Genomic DNA, 17,889 nt, shown 5'->3' with positions numbered 1-17,889 from the left:
AGACTGTGCTCTTGCGGAAGAATTCTAAAAGATATTTCACATCTTTGGCTACCACACATTCATGATTCTCTCAGATACCTGCTATCATCTATTGGGTATCCTTTAATTGATAACTGTTTTGTGGACTCCGGTGTGATCCGATATACTACTTCGTAATTGAAATTAGTTGGTTGGATGATTCTGTAAATGTCTCTAATTTCACCATGACAATTCATGGTGACGACAAACTCTGAAGATAATTGTTTTTCTAAATTGGTAACAGTACAATCATTAATGAACTCATCGCCCCTGTCTCGACTCAACCCACGAGAGTATAGGAGCCCATTATACAGCACCGTCTCTTCATAATTAATTGCATACTCTTTAACGCTCGAATTGTTTAGTTGAGGTGGTCGATCTGGGGCATATGGAATCTTTTCGCTGTGGACTGAGGGATTATAGGGAGAATTAGGGACAGATACTGTTGCAACTAGAATCACTACAATAACAATAGACAACTTGTAGATTTTTTTCATGAGTGGGATTGTGGATTTGATATGAGGCCATGAATATGTATTGGCCTCACTAAGTACCGTTAATCACCTTACGATCCTTAGTGAATTGGAGGGCACCTAGAGCGTACCTAGTGTACCCCATTGTGATATGCGTGATCACGGGAATCCTGCATCGCTTTAATTGTACAATCACTCAGCGTCTCAGTAACACCGTCAGTGTTGTAGTCTTGTCCACATTCTCCACTCTGCTCGAAGTCATAATCTGGGTCATCCTCATACGAAGCAGCCATGGGCGTACACATGTTCTGATTGTTTTCAACGATGTCGTGACCAAGGCTGTGTTCTTGCGCCCCCGTATGCATCTGTAATTGGACGCAGTAATCAATGAGGAAAGGGTGGAATGACTCGTGAATAGCCATCACTCCCAGCATATGTTCCTCGTCATACCATCTAGAGCCGTTCGAAACGAACCCTTGGGACCTAGACTCCCAGGCCCCTTTTATCGCAGCTTCGGCTGCATTATCATTGTTACACTCGTAGATCCAGGTGAATTGTCCTTCAGTAAAACCATGGTTATCTAAGAATTGGTTCCCAGAGTCAAATTTACTTGTACAATTAATATTCTTATCCGTAGTATATTTTTTGACCACATACCCTGGAATCTCCATATTATGGCTTGTCTGACGATTCTGGATCTGCTCACACGCATTTACAACGGCATCGAAAGCAGCATCCAGATCAGACATTGGTGGATTTGCTGCCTTCATTAGATTAATTCGCATCGTATGGTCTTTACTCGTATCACCGCCGACTGCCGTACCTTCTAATGTGTATCCCATTATTTACCTCTGTGAATTTTCTGCATCAGCAGTTGAAACCGCGACCTCACCGTGGTTCCGCAGTTTCAACTGGGGAGTTACTTGTACTGTCTCAACCTCTTCGACCGTGTCGCGCTTTTCCGGTGGTAATCGTTTTTTGTGTGTGCGAATTTGGACTGGCCGGGTAGGAAGCTCAACCGTGGTTTCAGCCGCTTCTGGGTGCTCCAGAGATCTTTCACCACCAACTCGACCCACCTTTCCTTGAAATGAGGCCGAGAAGGGCGGAGCACTATATTGCGTTGCAGCTGAGAGTCCCATCAGTGGTCGAAAACCACTGCCAGTGTTTGTCACAATCGTACCACTCTTTGAACTGAGGTTCGGCCCGGGGGTTTGATATTCTCCCTCGAATTGAACGACTGCACTATTTTGTTTAAATAACTTGACCGTCGAGTTGCGTGCGAATTTTTTGAGAGATAGCTGTTTACTATTCTCATCAACGTAATGTTCATATGGATAATCGATATGTTTCATTGAAGCTACCTTCAATTCCTCACTCATCGATTCTACCTTGTGTTCGTACCTGGCTTCGATGAATTTTGTCTTCCCAACTTGTTGGAAGTTTACTGATTTCAGACCAGTAACTCCGAAACCGGCAATACCCATACTTCTCAGAACGCTACGACGGGATTTCGCAACTCCTGTCACCTCATTATGTTTTCTATCCATGATGTTTTATATTCTACTATAAATACACAGGTTATAAATACATTTTGGCAATGTTTATTTTCAGATGTTTCCAGCGAGCTAGGCGGTGGCAACAGATTTAGCCCGAATTCATCGATAACTGTGATGTCTGTCTCCTATTAGCTTCCTGTCTTGCGTTTTCGAATTCATTACGGTGGACACACAATCAAAATCAACAGGCAGTTCCAATTCCAGTCTTAGTTTGCCTGAACAGAAGACACGCAACACTTCCATCCTCCGAGGTTGTGTCCACAGTTTCGGAGGATAGCTTGATGCGTCACTTCCTTTCAACACAAGCATCAGTGAACTCTCAGAGACAGAACGTGTATCTGGTTCAGAGAAGTCGAGTCGAGCTATCTGTAATCGAATGTTAGACGCACCCGAGTGCTGGTCTTAGAGGTACAAAGTGGATTCCACGTTCGAACAGAGAAACGGCGCGTCGGTGCCACGACGATGCGCCGAGCGCGAGCAACCTAAACGACTGCCATTGCAACGCGGAGTCAGAGGCTGCGGTGCTGGATCAGCGTCGTTGTGACGCAGTAACGCCGATCACCAAGGGCGGCCGTCCCAGAGAGGTTGAACGCCACCGATGAAGTTGAAGTTCCACCGCTGGTTGTCCCCACCGTTCCACGGCCACTGGACGACGTCGTCTCCGTCAGCAGTCCCGGCGTTGTACACCTCAGCAACGTCATCAGTAGCGATATTTTTGATGCGGTAGGTCCCGTCACCGTTGTCGATAATGTTCCACTTCTGGGGCGCTCCGGTGTACCACGGCCACTGCTGGAGACTCGCGCCGTCCGTGGTCGTCCCGTCCGGCACGTCGAGTGCACGGTTGCTGTTCTCGTTGACGATGCGGTACTCGCCGCCGCCGATGTACTCAACCCACCACCGCTGGCAGTTGCAGTCGTTCGCGGTCCACTGCCGAACGTTCGCACCGTCGCTCGTACTGGCATCTGCGACCTCCATCACTTTCCCGCTGTTGACGTTCTGGATCTCGTAAATCCCGTCAGCGAGGATGCCGCTGTCGTTGGTGTTCGGTTCGACCGACTGGAGACTGGGCGTCTTATCTCCGGCGATGACGGGCCAGTCGTCGTCTGTCCACTCGACACGGTCGATGAAGAACTGCCGGGCCGGAACGCCGTCTACGTACTCCGGCCCAGTACGGTCGTAGGCGTGATAGACGAACCAGTCCTGCCCGTTGTCGTCCGTCGTGATGTCGCCGTGGGCGGGCGCGACGAACCGACCGTTCGAGGTGAGTTGCGCGATGCCGGCGTTGTCGCTGTTGTAGTTCATCATGTCCGTTCCGGACACGTCGGTGTACGGCCCGAAGAAGTTCGTCGAGCGCCCGACTTCCACCTCGTAGGTGCTGCTGTAGCCGTTACAGCAGGTCCCGGTTGCGACAAACAGGTACCAGTAGCCGTTGCGGTAGAAGACTGTCGACCCCTCGTAGGCGTCACCGGCGACCTGTTGGAGCGTCCCTGGCTTCCAGTCCTGTAGGTCCGAGGTGAGCTCCATCAGATAGATTCCCTGGAAACTCCCCCAGAACAGATACGGCGTGCCGTTGTAGTCGACGAAGTACCCGTCGATGGACCCGCCGCCCGCGTGGTCGTTGTCACCGATAATCTGGCCGTAGTCAGTGAAGGGGCCGTTCGGTGTGTCGGACTTTGCGAGGCCGATACCGAACTCACCGCTCTCCCACGGGCGGGGTGAAAGCGAGTAGAACATCACCCACTCTCCGTCGTAGTAGTGGATGTCCGGTGCCCAGATGGACCCGTACGTCCAGCCCGGACGGGAGTCGAAGGCTTCACCGACGTAGGTCCACTCGTGGAGGTTGTCAGAGCGCAGAATCGGGACGAGCAACTCGTCAGAGTCGTTGTTCCGATTCATGTTCGTTCCGTAGGCCCACCAGGTTCCGTTTCCGTCCCGGTGAATCGTCGGGTCGGGGAAGTGAGGGCCGTAGAGTGCGTTGTGGTAGTGTGTCGAATCGTCCGTCGTCGCAGAGACTGACCCGCTCCCCGCCACTGCAAGAGTCGAACCGAGAGCGCCGATACCGATGCTTTTCAAGACGTTCCGCCTGTTCATGCCACTGTCATCTTCTGCCATGCAACTGCTAAACTATAGACACACATACATAATGTTTTTTACTGTTATTGTCTGACTCGTTTCTTCTCACTCCGGGTGAACACGATAGTGGAATCGGCTTCTCGAACGACAGACGGGGAGAGACCACATCATAAGCCACGAGGCGAGAGTGGCCCCAAAATAGCAGTTATCTAACACGGTGTGATTACGGGTCGAGCCGGCTATTCAGTGACAAGTAGTCATCAATCAGATAATACTCCGTGCATTTTCTATTGGTTCTATGTAATACTGCCATTAGAATTAAGTTAACTGTATATGATTATAGTTTGACGGTCGTAGTTCCTCAACTGCGCGTCAGGAAGGCGGTTGACGAGCGATCTAGACCTCCTACCGCACATCGAAGCACCATGACACACTCAAATCGGCGGAAGACACAAACCGAACAGTCACCCGATAGTCGGCTCACGCCGACGCGACGGAAGTTTTTGCAGGCGACCGGAATGGCCGCGGTAGCCATGGGAGCCGGTTCGAAATCCGGTGCCGCGGCGGAGACGGACGCGCCGGGGTCGCCCGGCCGGGTCTCGAATCTCGCGGCGTACCTCGAAGCCCCCGAGATAGTCGCCGAGAACGTCGAGCCAACGCACGTTACGACCGCCGTTCCCTACGGGTCCGTGCACGCGGCCCGGACGGCGGACGAACCGTTTACCGAACTCGAATCGCGATTCGCGGAGTCGAAGTACGTCCAGCTACTCAACGGGGAGTGGCAGTTCGCGTTCCACGAGAGGCCTGCCGACCTTCCCGACTCGTACGACGGCCTTGCGAGCGACGAGTGGGAGTCGATAGACGTTCCCGGTGTTTGGCAGACGCAGGGGTACGGCCAGCGAATTTACGCGAACAATGCCATCTCGTGGGAGGCCTACGAGCCGAGTCAGGAAGGTGATTTGGTGCCCGACGGGAACGGCACCGTCGACGTTCCGGGCATCGACGACGACGGCCTCAACCCCGTGGGCACGTACCGACGGTCGTTCGCAGTGCCAGAGGCGTGGGACGGACGCGAGACGTTCCTCCACTTCGAAGGCGTCAAGCAGGCATTCTTCGTGTGGGTCGACGGCGAGTACGTCGGCTTCCGGACGGGGTCGATGACGCCCGCCGAGTTCGACGTCAGCAACCACGTCGAGGCCGGCGGAGACCACCAGGTTACGGTGCAGGTGTATCACTGGTCCGACAGCGAGGCGCTGGAGACGATCGACATGTTCCGGTACGCCGGAATCTTCCGAAGCGTCTACTTGTTCGCGACGCCGACGGTACACCTCAGGGACTTTTACGCGCGCACCGACCTCGACGACGACTACGAAGACGGCGAGCTTCGTATCGATGCCGAAATCGCGAACTACGGCGATGCGCCCGCGGGAGAGTACGAGGTCCGCGCGCACCTCTACGAGACCTCCCGCACGAAACCGGGCCGCGGACCACCGCGTGGGAACGGTACGAACGCGGCAGGTCGAGACAACGGGAAACAAAAGGGCCGCGAGGCACCCCAGGGTCGCGACCCACCGGACAACACCGGGTCCGGCCGCGGGCCGCCCCGCGGGCGCAAGGCTACGACCCTCTCAACGACCGCGGCCGTGGACGAAGACGGTGCGGTAGTCACACTCGATGCCGACGTAACGGACCCCGCGAAGTGGTCGGCCGAGCATCCGAACCTCTACCAACTCGTGTTGGAACTCGCTCCCGCCGGCGGCAAGCCGACGGAAGCGATGCTGGAGAAAGTTGGCTTCCGAACCTACGAGACGACCCGCGGACAACACGGTGCCGAGGTTTTGGTCAACGGTGAATCGGTCGATATTCAGGGCGTGAACCGACACGAGACCGACCCCGACTTCGGGCGGACGGTACCAATCGAGCGCGTTCGGGAGGACATCGAGACGATGCGGCAGTTCAACATCAACGCGGTCCGGACCTCCCACTACCCGAACGACCCGTCGCTGTACCGGCTCGCAGACGAGTACGGACTCTACCTGCAAGACGAAGTCTGCGTCGAGAGCCACTGGTGGCAGGAACTGCTCGCGAACACGGAGGTCTACCACGACCAGGCGGTCGCGCAGTTCCGCCGAATGGTACTTCGAGACCGAAATCACGCCTCGATTTTCAGTTGGTCGACCGGCAACGAGGCCGGGACGGGTGCCGAACACCTCGAGATGGCGTCGCTAGCGGCCGACTCTGACGAGTACATCCCCGAGGATACCGCCGACGTGAGCGGCGTCGGAACGGTCGAGTCATTCGAGGGAACTGCGGAGGGGTTAGCGTCCGACCGCCTGCTCTACCACCAACCGAACGGCGGCGGCTGGAACGTCGAGTACAGCGACATGCTCGGACCACGATACGCGGACATCGAGACGTTGCTGTCGGTCGGCGACGGGTCGTACATCGGTGACGGACTCCGTCCCGTGGTGATGGGTGAGTACAACCACGCGATGGGAAACAGTCTGGGACTCGTCCACGAGATGTGGAACGAGCACATAAAGCCGCCAGTCCGGGAAGCGACCGACCGGGCAGGGTCCGATACCCCCGGCGTGCTCGTCGGGTCGCCGGACGTCGTTCCCGGGCCGGACGCGGCACCGGGGGGGAACACCGACGGGACGGTCGAACTCGGCGCGGGCGACGCGATTGAAATCCGACGAAACCCCGAGTTCGAACACGACGGCGAGTTCACGGTCGGCGCGACGATTTCCGTCGACGAGGGTGCCGCGATGGGCGACATCCCCATCGTCGTCGACGAAGGCAGGTACGCGCTGACGCTTTCGAACGGTGAAATCGAATTCTCGGTCGGAGGCGCCGAGGGCACGGCCACGGCCACAGCCCCGATTCCCGACGGCGGCCTCGGCGACTGGACGACCATCGTCGGCGTCGCTGACTCGAACGCGCTCGCGATTTACGTCGACGGCGAGCGCGCAGGCACGTCGAATCGCTCCGGCTCGGGACTTCCCGCTGGTACGGAGCCAGTCCGAGTCGGTGGCGAGGGTGACCTCGCAGTCGACGGCGTCGGCATCTACGACCGCGCTGTGAACCCCGACGAGACGAGCGACGCCGACGGCGAACGAAGGGACGGTGCTCTCGTCGCGTACGACTTCGCCGACCTGCTGCGAGACAAGAGCCTCGTCGGCGGGTTCATCTGGGACTGGGTCAACCAGGACCTGAACGACACCACGGCGGACGGCGAGCCGTTCCAGTTCTACCACAGCGACGGCCCCGACGGGGCGTTCTGTCTCAACGGGTTGGTCTGGTCCGATCGAGACCCACAGCCCGAACTGTGGCAACTCAAACACAGCCACCAGCCGGTCGGCGTCGCCGACGCTGACGTTGCGGCGGGCGAGATTTACATCTCGAACCGCTACAACTTCACGTCCCTCGACGCCGTCGAGGGGCGATGGGAACTGACCGCCGACGGCGAAACGCTCCGCTCCGGTGGCTTCGATGTCGACATCGGTCCGGGAGAGACTCGCCGCGTCAGCCTCCCCGTCGAAGCGCCGTCGAATCCCGGGGCGGGCGTCGAGTGCCGACTAACGGTGCGATTCACACTCGCGGAAAGCACCGCGTACGCCGACGCAGGTCACGAAGTCGCGTTCGAGCAGTTAGAAGTCCCCGTCGACGCGCCAGAACCGGAATCCGCGTCGCTCGATTCGATGGGACCGCTATCGGTCGACGAAGCCGGCGATATCACCATCTCCGGTGACGGCTTCGAGTATGTCGTCGCCGACGACGTGGGGACGCTGTCTTCAATGGCGTACGAGGGAACCGAACTACTCGAACGCGGCCCGCTGTTCAATTCGTGGCGCGCCCCGGTGATGAACGAGATTCAGCAGTGGGGGAGCGCCCCCGCGCTCTCGTGGTACGAGGCGGGTCTGGACGAACTGACTCATTCCGTGGAGTCTGTCGAGGTCGAGCGCCGCGACGAGTCGCTGGTCGAGGTCGCAGTCGAGGGCTTCGCCGAGGGCACCGAACCGTCCCGTCGGCTGGAGACGCCGGACCGTTCCGAACACGACAACGACGGCGTGCTCACGGGTGAGGCCCGAATCGTCACCGGTGCTTCCGGGCAGGCCGTCGAGTTCACGAACGACAGCACGCTCTCGCTCGGGCAGTCCGAGAGCCTCGACATCACCGACGCGGGACTCACAATCGAGTTCTGGGTCCGCCCCGGCGAGCCACAGGACGGTGGCGCGGCGCAGGTCTACGTCTCCAAGGGCGGACGACAGTATCTGCTCAAGCGCCGCGAGAACGGTCGTGACGGGTATCTGGAGTTCGTATTCAACGCCGACGGCTGGCACGTCGCCGACGGACCGGTTCCAGACGACTGGACGGAAGGCTGGCATCACGTCGCGGGCGTCTGGGACGGCAGCGAGATGACGCTGTTCGTCGACGGGGAGCGTCTCGGAACCGGATCCTACGAAGGGACGCTACAACACATCGACGCGCCGACGCAGGTCGGTTCGAGCGTCGCCGACGGAACCGCACTAGACGAGGTGCGCATCTACGACCGTGCGCTCTCCGAAGACGAACTCGGGGGACTCGCCGCGGATACGCCGCTCGACGGCGCTGTGGCGTGGTTGCCGCTCGACGAGTTCAGTAGCGTCGAAGGTGCGAACGGTCCGGGCTTCGCCACCAGCTATCACTACCGCGTCTACGGGAGCGGCGATGTCGCTGTCGACGTGGAGGCCCGCCCCAACGAGGGGCTTCGCGAGACGGTCGAGGGCTGGCTGCCGAAGGTCGGCGTCCAACTCGAACTCCCCGAGCGATTCGGCGACTTCGAGTGGTACGGTCGCGGCGAGCTGGAGACCTACCCCGACCGCAAGTGGGGCGTCCCAATCGGGCGCTACGAGGGAACCGTGGACGAACAGTACGTCCCCTACCTCCCCCCAACAGACAACGGGAACAAGGCCCAGACGCGGTGGGCGACGCTCTCGGACGGCGAGGTGTCTCTCCTCGGGACGTTCGGAGCCGAGGATGCGAACGTCAGCCTCGAACAGTGGACGAATCTCGCGGCGGCCGAACACCAATCCGAACTGGAGGAACGCGGGTCCATCGGGTTCAACCTCGACCACCGGGTGACCGGCCTCGGGGGAACGCCGACCGAACCACTCGACCGGTATCAGGTTCCGGTTGAGTCGACCTCGTTCGGTGTCGTCCTTCGGCCCTTCGACCCCGACGACGACCCGATGGCGCTTGCGAACCGACGACTCCCCGACGCTCAGGAGTAGCGTTCGGGCCTCGGTCTTCGGTCCTCGTTCTGCCCGCTCGTAACAGAAGCGGGGCGTAGCAGACGCGAACTCGGTGTCGAGAACCGAACCGGAGCCAGAAATCGGCCCGAGAGTCGCAGAGCGAAGAGCGTCGTCGGTATCGCAGGAGGTTCAACCCGATATCGTTCGTAGCTTCCCTTCCGAACTGCTGTTCAGTCTGCCGTGCTGCCGTCGGTCCTCTCATCGCGGTTCCGACCGAGCTAGCATGTGTGTTATCAACAAACATTATATACGTACAACCTGTGCGCTAGAAGACATGACGAAACGTCATGGCGACAACAACATCGATAGACGGACAGTACTCAAATCGCTCGGGGCGGGAGCGGTGGCGACCGTCGGCGGCCTCGGACTGAGCGGGACGGCCAGTGCGGACGAGAGTTCCACGCACTACCACAACCCGGTCGGGCCGATCGGGTTCGGCGACGTGTCGATCATCGAGGACAACGGAACCTACTACGCGTACGGAACGGAGACGCCCCAGGACATCATCCCCATCGCGGAGTCGACGGACATGTACAACTGGTCGTACATCGCGCCGGCGCTCACGGAGACACCGGGCTGGCACCCCACGGAGTCGGACCCGGGCTGCTGGGCCCCCGACGTCCGATACCACAACGGCCAGTACCACCTCTACTATTCGCTGTCGGTCTGGGGGAGCGACAACGCCGGAATCGGCCTGGCCACCTCGGACACACCCGACGGCCCCTTCACCGACCAGGGACCGGTCATCGAGAGCGGCGACCTCGACCTGACGAACTGCATCGACGCGGACACGGTGATCGTCGACGGCCAGCCGTGGCTGGTCTGGGGCAGCTACGAAGGCATCTACGCCGTCCAGATGAACGGCGCGATGGACGACATCGTCCCCGGCACCGAGTTCCAGATGGCGGGCCAGATGATCGAGGGGCCGGTGATGCTCCAGGACAACGGCTACTGGTACCTGTTCTATTCGTCGGGGCAGTGCTGTGAGGGTTACGACAGCACCTACCGCCTCGAATGCGGCCGCGCGACGTCGTTCACGGGACCGTACTACAACCAGAACGGCACGGACCTGCGGGACCTCACCGAGACCCATCAGGGAGTTCCCATCCTCCAGGGCAACAGCGAGTTCACGGGTCCGGGACACAACGACGTCTTCCAGGGCCCCGACGGCGACTGGTGGTGTTTCTACCACGTGGAGGCGACCGCCGACGACGAGACGCGCTACATGATGCAAGACCGCATCGAGTGGGACAACAACGACTGGCCGGTCATCGCCTGCAACGGCGTGCCGAGCAGCGAGGCTCCCGTCCCCGGCGAGCCCTCCGGTTGTGAGAGCGGTCCCATCGCCGACGGCACGTACCACATCGCGAACGTCAACAGCGGCAAACTGCTCGAAGTGGCCGACGCCGGAACGGCCGACGGCGACAACGTCCGCCAGTACGCCGACACCGACCACGCGTGTCAGGACTGGGACGTCACGGCGAACGGCGACGGCACCTACGCGATCACGAACGTCAACAGCGGCCTCTGGCTGGAGGTCGCGAACGCCGGCACGGCGGAGGGCGACAACATCCGGCAGTACAGCAACACCACCAACCCGACTCAGGCTTGGACCATCGAAGACGCTGGCGGCGGTCAGTACCGCCTCGTCAACGCGAACAGCGGGCTACTCGCCGAGGTGGCGAGCGCGGGCACCGCCGACGGCGACAACGTCCAGCAGTGGAGCGACAACGGCGGCGAACACCAGCTGTGGACGTTCACCTCGGTCTGACCGAGCGACCGACCGGGGCCACAGCACGGCGCAGCCGCCGTCGACGTACAGCAAGTGGCCGGTGACGAACGACGCGTCGTCGCTGGCGGGAAAGAGATAGGACCCGGTCCTCGGGCGGTGCGAACCGTCCATCGGCCACGACTTCTTCGCGACGGTCAGTTCGGTGTCTGACTCGGTCTTATCGTCGGAGCCGGTCCCCGTGTCGACGGCGTCCGGGGCGACGGCACCCGGTGTGACGGCGTTGACCCGGGTGGCGTGTTCGGCGGGTTCGAGAACTCGGGACGAGAATCGACCATTCGGAGATTCACTGCCGAGCGATAGGTGAGAAAGACACCACGAGATTACGCGGCTGCGGTTTCGGTGCGTGCGTCGCTTCCGTTTGACGCTCGGTTTCGACGGCCGAAATTCACGCGAGCGGGACGATAGTCGAGAAGACGAGAATCGAGACGATTCCCGTAACCGAGATAATCGTCGTCAGCGCCGTCCACGTTTTCAGCGTCTCCACCTGTGTCAGGCCGCCGATTTCCTTCATCAGCCAGAAGCCGGAGTCGTTGTACCACGAACAGATGATGCCGCCCGAGCCGATTGCCATGACGAGGTACGCGGGGTGCACGTTGAGCTGGCTCGTCAGCGGTGCCATGATACCCGCGGTCGTCAGCATCGCGGCCGTTGCTGATCCCTGTGCGATGCGGACGATAGCGGCGATAAGCCACGCGGTCACCAGCAGTCCGATGCCGATCCCACGGAGGCTATCGGCGATGTACGGGCCGATTCCTGACGCGGCGAGCAGCGCACCGAACGCGCCACCCATCGCGGTGATTGCAGCGATGTTCCCGCCGCTCTTCAGGGCCTCAGTGAGTTCGTCTTCCCACAGCGAACGCGAAAGGTCGGACCAACGGAGGTACGTGAGCGCCGCTGTAAGCCCAGCGATAGTCATGGCGACGTTCTTGTCGCCGATGAACGCGACTCCCGGTCTGACAACCGCGAGCGACGGGTAAATCGGTTCGAGCGTGTTGAGAATCGTAAGCGAACTCACTAACGCGACCGCGAGGAGTATCGGGAGCGCGGCTTCGAACGTCCCCGGAAGCGAGCCACTGCTCTGCTGTGCCCGTTCTTCGAGTTCTTCGGTCGTCGTCCCCATCGAGTCTCGGAGCGGGATATCCATCCGAGCGTTGGCCCAATGGCCGAAGACGAGTCCGGACATCGTCGCCGAGGGAATCGCGACGGCCACACCGACAGCCATCGTCATGCCGAGGTCGACGCCCACTTCGCTGGCGACTGCCAGCGGACCGGGAGTCGGTGGAATGAACACGTGCGCCGCAGAGCCGCCGGCGCCCACGGCGATGAGGTACAACACGTAGTTCTTTCCGCGGCGTGCTCGCATCGAGCGGGCGAGCGGCGCCAGAAGGAACAGGACGCTGTCGAAGAACACCGGAATCGAGAGGACCGTGCTACTTCCCCACAGCGCGAATTCCGAGTTATCCCTTCCGACGAGCGATTGGAACGTCCGCACGACACGTTGAGCGGACCCGCTTTCGAGCATCGACTTGCCGATGATTGCCGCCATGAGGATCGGGATACCGATACCTTCCATCCCGTTTCCGAACGCCGCTGCCGTTCTCGTCGCCGCATCGACGAGAGCGAAGTCAGAGACGAACACCGAGTTGACGATGCCGACGGAGAACGCGGCGAGACCCAACCCCACGAACGCAGGGAGGTCCCACACGACGAGGAACAGTACAACTAGTATGAGCCCAACTACGAACGTAAGTAGTGGACTATGGACGAACTCCACCGTCATGATCCGTCTGTCAGTCAATCATGTTAGTTAATAATCGTTACTATATGTCAATGAATGATTGTGTTTGGTGGCCGTTGGAACTGTGTGGTCTTCGGAGAACGTCTGTGAGTCACCAACTCGTAGTGCCTTCAAACAGGGCTCACGTGCAGGCGATATGGACCGAGTACTAGCTGTTGTAGACCTATCCGAGACCTCGAAGCAGGTTGCCCGCGAGGCCGGTTCGATTGCCGAGCAGATGAGTGCCGACGTGGTCCTCGTTCACGTGACGACGGAAGACGAGTACAAAACTCGACGCTCGCGTCTTCTGTAACTGACCCCCAGCGAGACTGGAGACGGTACTCGACTGGCGACCCCCAGTTGTGAATATATTGTTTGTTATTTGAGAATGTCAATACAACAAACTGACAAAGCATTACACAGATAATTGTGTAATAGAAACGAGCAGTTTAGTTCGGATATCCGGTTCTCTGACCACAGAAGCGCGATTACAGCGGGATTTCCGAAGTGCGTTAGAATACAGAATACGAGGAATCGTTCGGCGGCAACTGTCAGCGCGTCTTGCGGTCAGTCTGGTAAGTCGCCGCGAGAGTACAACCTCGCGGTCGAGACACCGAAAGAACAGATTTCAGCCCCGCAAACTCGTAGCCTCGGGAGGAGGGCCACGTTGGGCGCAGCGCCTCGCTCGGGGTGCCGTACTATTATCGAACCGCAGTTAGTCGTTCTGAGAGAAAGAACGGCAGAGATTTCGCGAACTAGTACATTGTGTGCCTCAGAACGCCTGCACCCTCGGAAAATAACTAACCGACGGCTATCGTCGTCTACCGCCAGAAAACAGCGAAGGCTTGACCGCTGTCCGAGGCTTTTTCTCGCCGTGTAGTACATAGTCGCTATGGACACGGACCCCCGCGAGGAAGTCGCAATCGACGCCGCGGAGAGAGGTGCCGACCACGCGTCGGCGCGTTTCAGAACCAAACTCGATATCGAGCAGAAAGGCGACGCGATAGACCTCGTCACGGAAGTCGACCGCGAGACACAACGGCGGGTTATCTCGACGATTCGAGAGCGGTTCCCCGACGACGCGGTCGTCGGCGAGGAGGAAGACGAACTGAAGACTGTCCCCGAGTCGGGATACGCCTGGATTATCGACCCGATAGACGGGACGCAAAACTACACCCGAGGTGCCCGCGAGTGGGTGACGAGCGTCGCCGTCGTCAAAGACCAGACGCCGATTGCGGCGGTGAACGTCTCTCCCGAGACGAGAGACACCTACATCGCCACGGAAGAGGGAGTCGAGCGAAACGGGCGGCCGATCACGGTCAACGACGAGTCGAACACCAGCGCGTTTCTCGTCTCCTCGACGCTCCGGTATCAGGACGGTGACCGGCCGGGAATCGAGCGACTCGCGGGAGACATCTTCGGCACGTTCGGCGAGATGCGGAAGCTCGGGACGACGCAACTGACGCTTTCGCGCCTCGCCGACGGGTCGATAGACGCCGTCGTCGGGCTCGACGAACAACCGAACGCGTGGGACACCGTGGCCGGGGTCTACCTCGTCGAACGCGCGGGCGGAACCGTAACCGACCTCCACGGAAACAGGTGGGGACCGGGTCAGCCGGGTCTCGTCGCGTCGAACGGACACGCACACGACGAGGTGCTCGAAGCGGCGCAGGCGGCGTTCGAGGCGACGCGATAACGGCACCGCCCCCCACCACCCGACCGGACAGACTTCGTGACGGGTGGCCGGGGCGTCAGAATTACACAGTTATGTCTGTAATGAGGATGGGGAGAAACCCCGTCGGCGAGAGACGTAACCCCCGAGAGACCCCACGAACATAATAATTCTGTCACGAGGCTACGGACGGGAGTTCGCCGTGAACCGACCGAGAACGAAAGCCGAGACCACGGACCGCCGACACGTGGTGCGGATGTTAGTTCGGTGGCATCGCCCAGTCCGCGACCTCACTTAAACGTTCACGCGTCCGAAAGCCGTGACGAGTGAGGCGGTCTCAAGCCCTCACTCGCCCGTAAATTCGAACCTCACGCGTCTCGGGAGACTCGGCGTTCCTAACTTCCGAATACGTATATAGAGGCAAGTCGGTTCCCCCGCCGAAAAACAGATAATTCCAATATGTATTCTTCGTAAACATCTCTAAGACGTGTGTTAACTATTGTCAACCTCAGAGAGCACGTATAAACGTTCGGCTTTCCGGAACCAACTGCGTCGCCGAGCAGAAAGGACCGGTCGTTTACCCCCGGGCGTTCAGCATCGAGTCTCGGTCGCTGGTCGGTATGGCTGGCCCCCGCAAACGGAGGTACATCTTTAACCCCTGACCGTGGATTCCCCTCCATGAATAGACACGACCCGTCCGGCGTGCTCAAGACGACCGCCGCCTCGCTGGCGCTCGTCGACCACATCCTCGAACTGGAGGGAGCGACGATGGGCGAGTTGGTCGAGGCGACGGATCTCGCGAAGAGCACCGTCCACGCCCACCTCAAGACGCTCGCGGAGTACGGCTACGTCGTGAACATCGACAACGAGTACCAGTTAGGTGCGAAGTTCTGCCACCTCGGCGACTACGTCAGAACACGCAAGGACTACTACCGGGTCGCCCAAGAGACCGTCTCGTGGCTCGACAGCGAGTCGTCGATGGACGCGGACTTCGCGGTCGAAGAACACGGCCGCATCGTCTCGTTGTACGGCGACCTCGAGTTCGCGAACTCCCCGCGATTTCTCATCGATGGCAGTCCGTTTCACGTCCACACGACGTGTTCGGGCAAGGCGATTATTGCCGAGTACCCGGAGACGCGGGTGCGGGAAATCATCGACCGCTGGGGACTGCCGGCGGCGACGGACGACTCCATCACGACCGAAGAGGAACTGTTCGCGGAGCTGGCGACGGTTCGCGAGCAAGGGTACGCCGAGAACAGCGGCGAGGCGGTCGAGGGCTTTTGGGCCATCGGAAAGGCCGTGAAGTCGCCGCGGGGTGAGGTGTACGGGTCGCTGAATCTGAGCGGTCCCGCCTACGTTATCGACGAGGAGACGCGGGCGACGCAGGTGGAACTGCTCGAACGTGCCGCCGAGCGGTTCGAACAGGGCGTCGCGGAACTATATCGGACTCAAGCGGACGAGGCGAACGAAGGGTGAGTGCGAGAAGCGAAAAGTGAGAAGTGAGAAACGTTCGTCGGACCGACGCGAGTCGGTCAATCGGGCGCGTTACGCCGGGACGTTGCCCGACGGGACGACGCCGTCGTCAGTCCACCCGCGACGCTCGTAGTACGCTTCGAGCGCCGCTTCGAACCCGTCTAACTCGTCGGCGTACGGGAGCGTGTCGTCGCCGCGGTCGAAGCCGCGCTGGTTGTTGAAGTGCCGTTCGAGCGTGACGATGCGGTCGCCGACGGCCAGCAGGTCCTCGAAGTCGGCGCCGAACAGCATCTCGTAGCGCTCGGGAGTCATGAAGTCCCGCGAGAACTTACAGACGATGCCGCTGTCGTTGAGCGCCATCTGGTTTTCCTTCTCGATGAGGCGCTTGGGCTTGCCCTCGAACCCCTCCGGTGGGTAGGCGTCGTCCTTGCCGACGAGCGGGTACTCCTGGGAGTAGAACACCGCGTACATGTGGTCCGCGCCGCGGTTGGCGACGGCGTACGACAGACCCTGTCCGTGGAGGACCCGCCCCTCGTGGGCGGCGAAGTCCATCCCCTTGACCGTCCAGTTCTCCACGCCGAGGTCGTCGTGGACGCGGGCGATGCCCTCGGCGAGGTCGTCGCCGATTCCCTCCCGGAGCGCGATTTTCTCCACGAGGTCGTGGATAAGGTCGGTGTTACCGAACTCGTCTTCGCTGGCGAGGTAGGCCGCGACGGTGTTGCCGGCCGAGATGGCGTCGAGGCCGTAGCGGTCGCACAGCTCGTTCGACTTCATCACCTCGACGATGTCGTCGACGCCGGAGTTCGACCCAAACGCCATAGTGACTTCGAACTCGGGGCCCTCGGTTTCCACGCCCGCCTCCTCGTCTCTCGTGGGGAGTTTGCACGCGAACGCGCAGGCGGAACAGGTGCCCTTCTTGTACTTCTTCTGCTCGATGGCGTCGCCGTTGATTCCCTCCGCGCCCTCGAAGTGGCGCTCGGAGAAGTAGTACGACGGGAGGCCGTCCATCTCGTTGGCGAGGTCCAGCACGGCGACGGTCCCCTGCCGCTTCATGATGTGGTCGTCGGTGGCGGCCTCGCGGTGAATCTCCATCTGCGACGACGGAATCTCGATGTCGGGCGCGGAGTCGCCGCCGAAGGTGAGCGCCTTCACGTTCTTCGACCCGAGGACGGCACCGAGACCGCCGCGGCCGAACGCGCGCTCCTCGCTCGTCATGATGGAGGCGAAGCGCACGAGATTCTCGCCGGCGGGACCGACGACCATCGTCCGGTCGGCTTCGATGCCGTGTTCGTCGTCGAGGTACGCGACCGTCTCGGGAACCGTCGCGCCGGCGAGGTCCGGGACGGACTCGAACTCGACGCCCTCGTCTGTGACGTGGAGGACGACCAACTCGTCGCTCGCGCCCGTGAGTTCGACCGCCGAGTAGCCCGCGTCCGCGAAGTTCCGCGACACGAACCCGCCCGCGTTCGACGAGCAGAGGCCGCCGGTCAGCGGCGAGACGCTGGTGCAGTTCGTGCGACCGGTGAAACTCATGTTCGACGCCTGCATCGGACCGGTGCTGAAGTAGACGCGGTTCTCCGGGCTGAAGGGGTCAACGTCGAATGAGACGCGCTCGTGAGCGAGGCGGGTGGCGACTCCGCGACCCCCGACGTAGGATTCGAGAATCTCGTCGATGTCTTCCGTCCGACTGGTCTCGTTTCCTAAGTCGACCGTGAGCAGCGGACCTTTTGCGTGTAACATTGGAAAAAGAAGGACTTGCCT

The 17,889-nt window shown here is 60.2% G+C and carries 12 protein-coding genes; 5 read left to right on the top strand and 7 right to left on the bottom strand.

Going from position 1 to position 17,889, the window contains the following annotated elements; translation table 11 throughout:
* Positions 1-59: 59 nt before the first annotated feature.
* From C457_RS20300 to C457_RS19265, 4 genes are all read right to left on the bottom strand, one after another.
* A complete protein-coding gene (locus C457_RS20300; protein WP_152420046.1) occupies positions 60-515 on the bottom strand; it encodes a hypothetical protein in 456 nt (151 codons plus the stop codon).
* A 107-nt stretch (positions 516-622) separates the two neighbouring features.
* A complete protein-coding gene (locus C457_RS20295; RefSeq protein WP_152420045.1) occupies positions 623-1,333 on the bottom strand; it encodes a hypothetical protein in 711 nt (236 codons plus the stop codon).
* Positions 1,334-1,336: 3 nt separating this feature from the next.
* Positions 1,337-2,038 (bottom strand): hypothetical protein, encoded by a 702-nt coding sequence (locus C457_RS20290; protein ID WP_152420044.1) that lies wholly within the window; start codon positions 2,036-2,038, stop codon positions 1,337-1,339.
* Positions 2,039-2,605: 567 nt separating this feature from the next.
* Entirely contained in the window at positions 2,606-4,159 is a 1,554-nt protein-coding gene (locus C457_RS19265; RefSeq protein ID WP_233514293.1) for a family 43 glycosylhydrolase, read from the bottom strand.
* A 386-nt stretch (positions 4,160-4,545) separates the two neighbouring features.
* Between C457_RS19265 and C457_RS19260 the strand changes: the two genes are divergently transcribed.
* On the top strand, positions 4,546-9,393 hold the full coding sequence (locus C457_RS19260; protein ID WP_152420043.1) for a glycoside hydrolase family 2 TIM barrel-domain containing protein: 4,848 nt from the start codon (positions 4,546-4,548) through the stop codon (positions 9,391-9,393).
* A 295-nt stretch (positions 9,394-9,688) separates the two neighbouring features.
* Positions 9,689-11,185, top strand: a complete 1,497-nt coding sequence (locus tag C457_RS19255; protein WP_233514291.1) for a family 43 glycosylhydrolase — start codon at positions 9,689-9,691, stop codon at positions 11,183-11,185.
* Here C457_RS19255 and C457_RS19935 read toward each other — a convergent pair.
* A complete protein-coding gene (locus C457_RS19935; RefSeq protein ID WP_083864328.1) occupies positions 11,081-11,527 on the bottom strand; it encodes an SDR family oxidoreductase in 447 nt (148 codons plus the stop codon). The two genes, C457_RS19255 and C457_RS19935, sit on opposite strands and share 105 nt — an antisense overlap.
* A gap of 64 nt (positions 11,528-11,591) precedes the next feature.
* Positions 11,592-12,986 carry a GntP family permease gene (locus tag C457_RS19250; protein ID WP_049913735.1) on the bottom strand — a complete coding sequence of 465 codons (1,395 nt, stop codon included), beginning with the start codon at positions 12,984-12,986 and terminating at the stop codon, positions 11,592-11,594.
* 154 nt (positions 12,987-13,140) lie between these two features.
* Here C457_RS19250 and C457_RS19930 point away from each other — a divergent pair, with 154 nt between their 5' ends.
* The 3 genes from C457_RS19930 (at position 13,141) to C457_RS19240 (ending at position 16,131) form a co-directional block, all read left to right on the top strand.
* A complete protein-coding gene (locus C457_RS19930; RefSeq protein WP_008097277.1) occupies positions 13,141-13,296 on the top strand; it encodes a universal stress protein in 156 nt (51 codons plus the stop codon).
* A 579-nt stretch (positions 13,297-13,875) separates the two neighbouring features.
* Positions 13,876-14,679 (top strand): inositol monophosphatase family protein, encoded by an 804-nt coding sequence (locus C457_RS19245; RefSeq protein WP_008097275.1) that lies wholly within the window; start codon positions 13,876-13,878, stop codon positions 14,677-14,679.
* Between the two features lie 654 nt (positions 14,680-15,333).
* Positions 15,334-16,131 carry an IclR family transcriptional regulator gene (locus tag C457_RS19240; protein WP_049913734.1) on the top strand — a complete coding sequence of 266 codons (798 nt, stop codon included), beginning with the start codon at positions 15,334-15,336 and terminating at the stop codon, positions 16,129-16,131.
* Between the two features lie 69 nt (positions 16,132-16,200).
* Here C457_RS19240 and C457_RS19235 read toward each other — a convergent pair whose 3' ends face one another.
* Positions 16,201-17,868, bottom strand: coding sequence for an aldehyde ferredoxin oxidoreductase family protein (locus tag C457_RS19235; RefSeq protein ID WP_008097271.1), 1,668 nt, complete (start codon positions 17,866-17,868; stop codon positions 16,201-16,203).
* Positions 17,869-17,889: the final 21 nt, after the last annotated feature.

The sequence above is a fragment of the Haloferax prahovense DSM 18310 genome, from assembly GCF_000336815.1.
Taxonomy (GTDB): Archaea; Halobacteriota; Halobacteria; order Halobacteriales; family Haloferacaceae; genus Haloferax; species Haloferax prahovense.
The sequence above is the reverse complement of the archived record's forward strand: the minus strand, read 5'-3'. Positions and strand labels throughout refer to the sequence as shown.

What these genes read in the sequence shown, in the direction of transcription:
- C457_RS20295 (WP_152420045.1), bottom strand. Translation starts at nt 1,333, where the DNA reads ATGGGATACACATTAGAAGGTACGGCAGTCGGCGGTGATACGAGTAAA.
- C457_RS19255 (WP_233514291.1), top strand. Translation starts at nt 9,689, where the DNA reads ATGACGAAACGTCATGGCGACAACAACATCGATAGACGGACAGTACTC.
- C457_RS19250 (WP_049913735.1), bottom strand. Translation starts at nt 12,986, where the DNA reads ATGACGGTGGAGTTCGTCCATAGTCCACTACTTACGTTCGTAGTTGGG.
- C457_RS20290 (WP_152420044.1), bottom strand. Translation starts at nt 2,038, where the DNA reads ATGGATAGAAAACATAATGAGGTGACAGGAGTTGCGAAATCCCGTCGT.
- C457_RS19265 (WP_233514293.1), bottom strand. Translation starts at nt 4,159, where the DNA reads ATGGCAGAAGATGACAGTGGCATGAACAGGCGGAACGTCTTGAAAAGC.
- C457_RS19260 (WP_152420043.1), top strand. Translation starts at nt 4,546, where the DNA reads ATGACACACTCAAATCGGCGGAAGACACAAACCGAACAGTCACCCGAT.
- C457_RS20300 (WP_152420046.1), bottom strand. Translation starts at nt 515, where the DNA reads ATGAAAAAAATCTACAAGTTGTCTATTGTTATTGTAGTGATTCTAGTT.
- C457_RS19245 (WP_008097275.1), top strand. Translation starts at nt 13,876, where the DNA reads ATGGACACGGACCCCCGCGAGGAAGTCGCAATCGACGCCGCGGAGAGA.
- C457_RS19930 (WP_008097277.1), top strand. Translation starts at nt 13,141, where the DNA reads ATGGACCGAGTACTAGCTGTTGTAGACCTATCCGAGACCTCGAAGCAG.
- C457_RS19240 (WP_049913734.1), top strand. Translation starts at nt 15,334, where the DNA reads ATGAATAGACACGACCCGTCCGGCGTGCTCAAGACGACCGCCGCCTCG.
- C457_RS19235 (WP_008097271.1), bottom strand. Translation starts at nt 17,868, where the DNA reads ATGTTACACGCAAAAGGTCCGCTGCTCACGGTCGACTTAGGAAACGAG.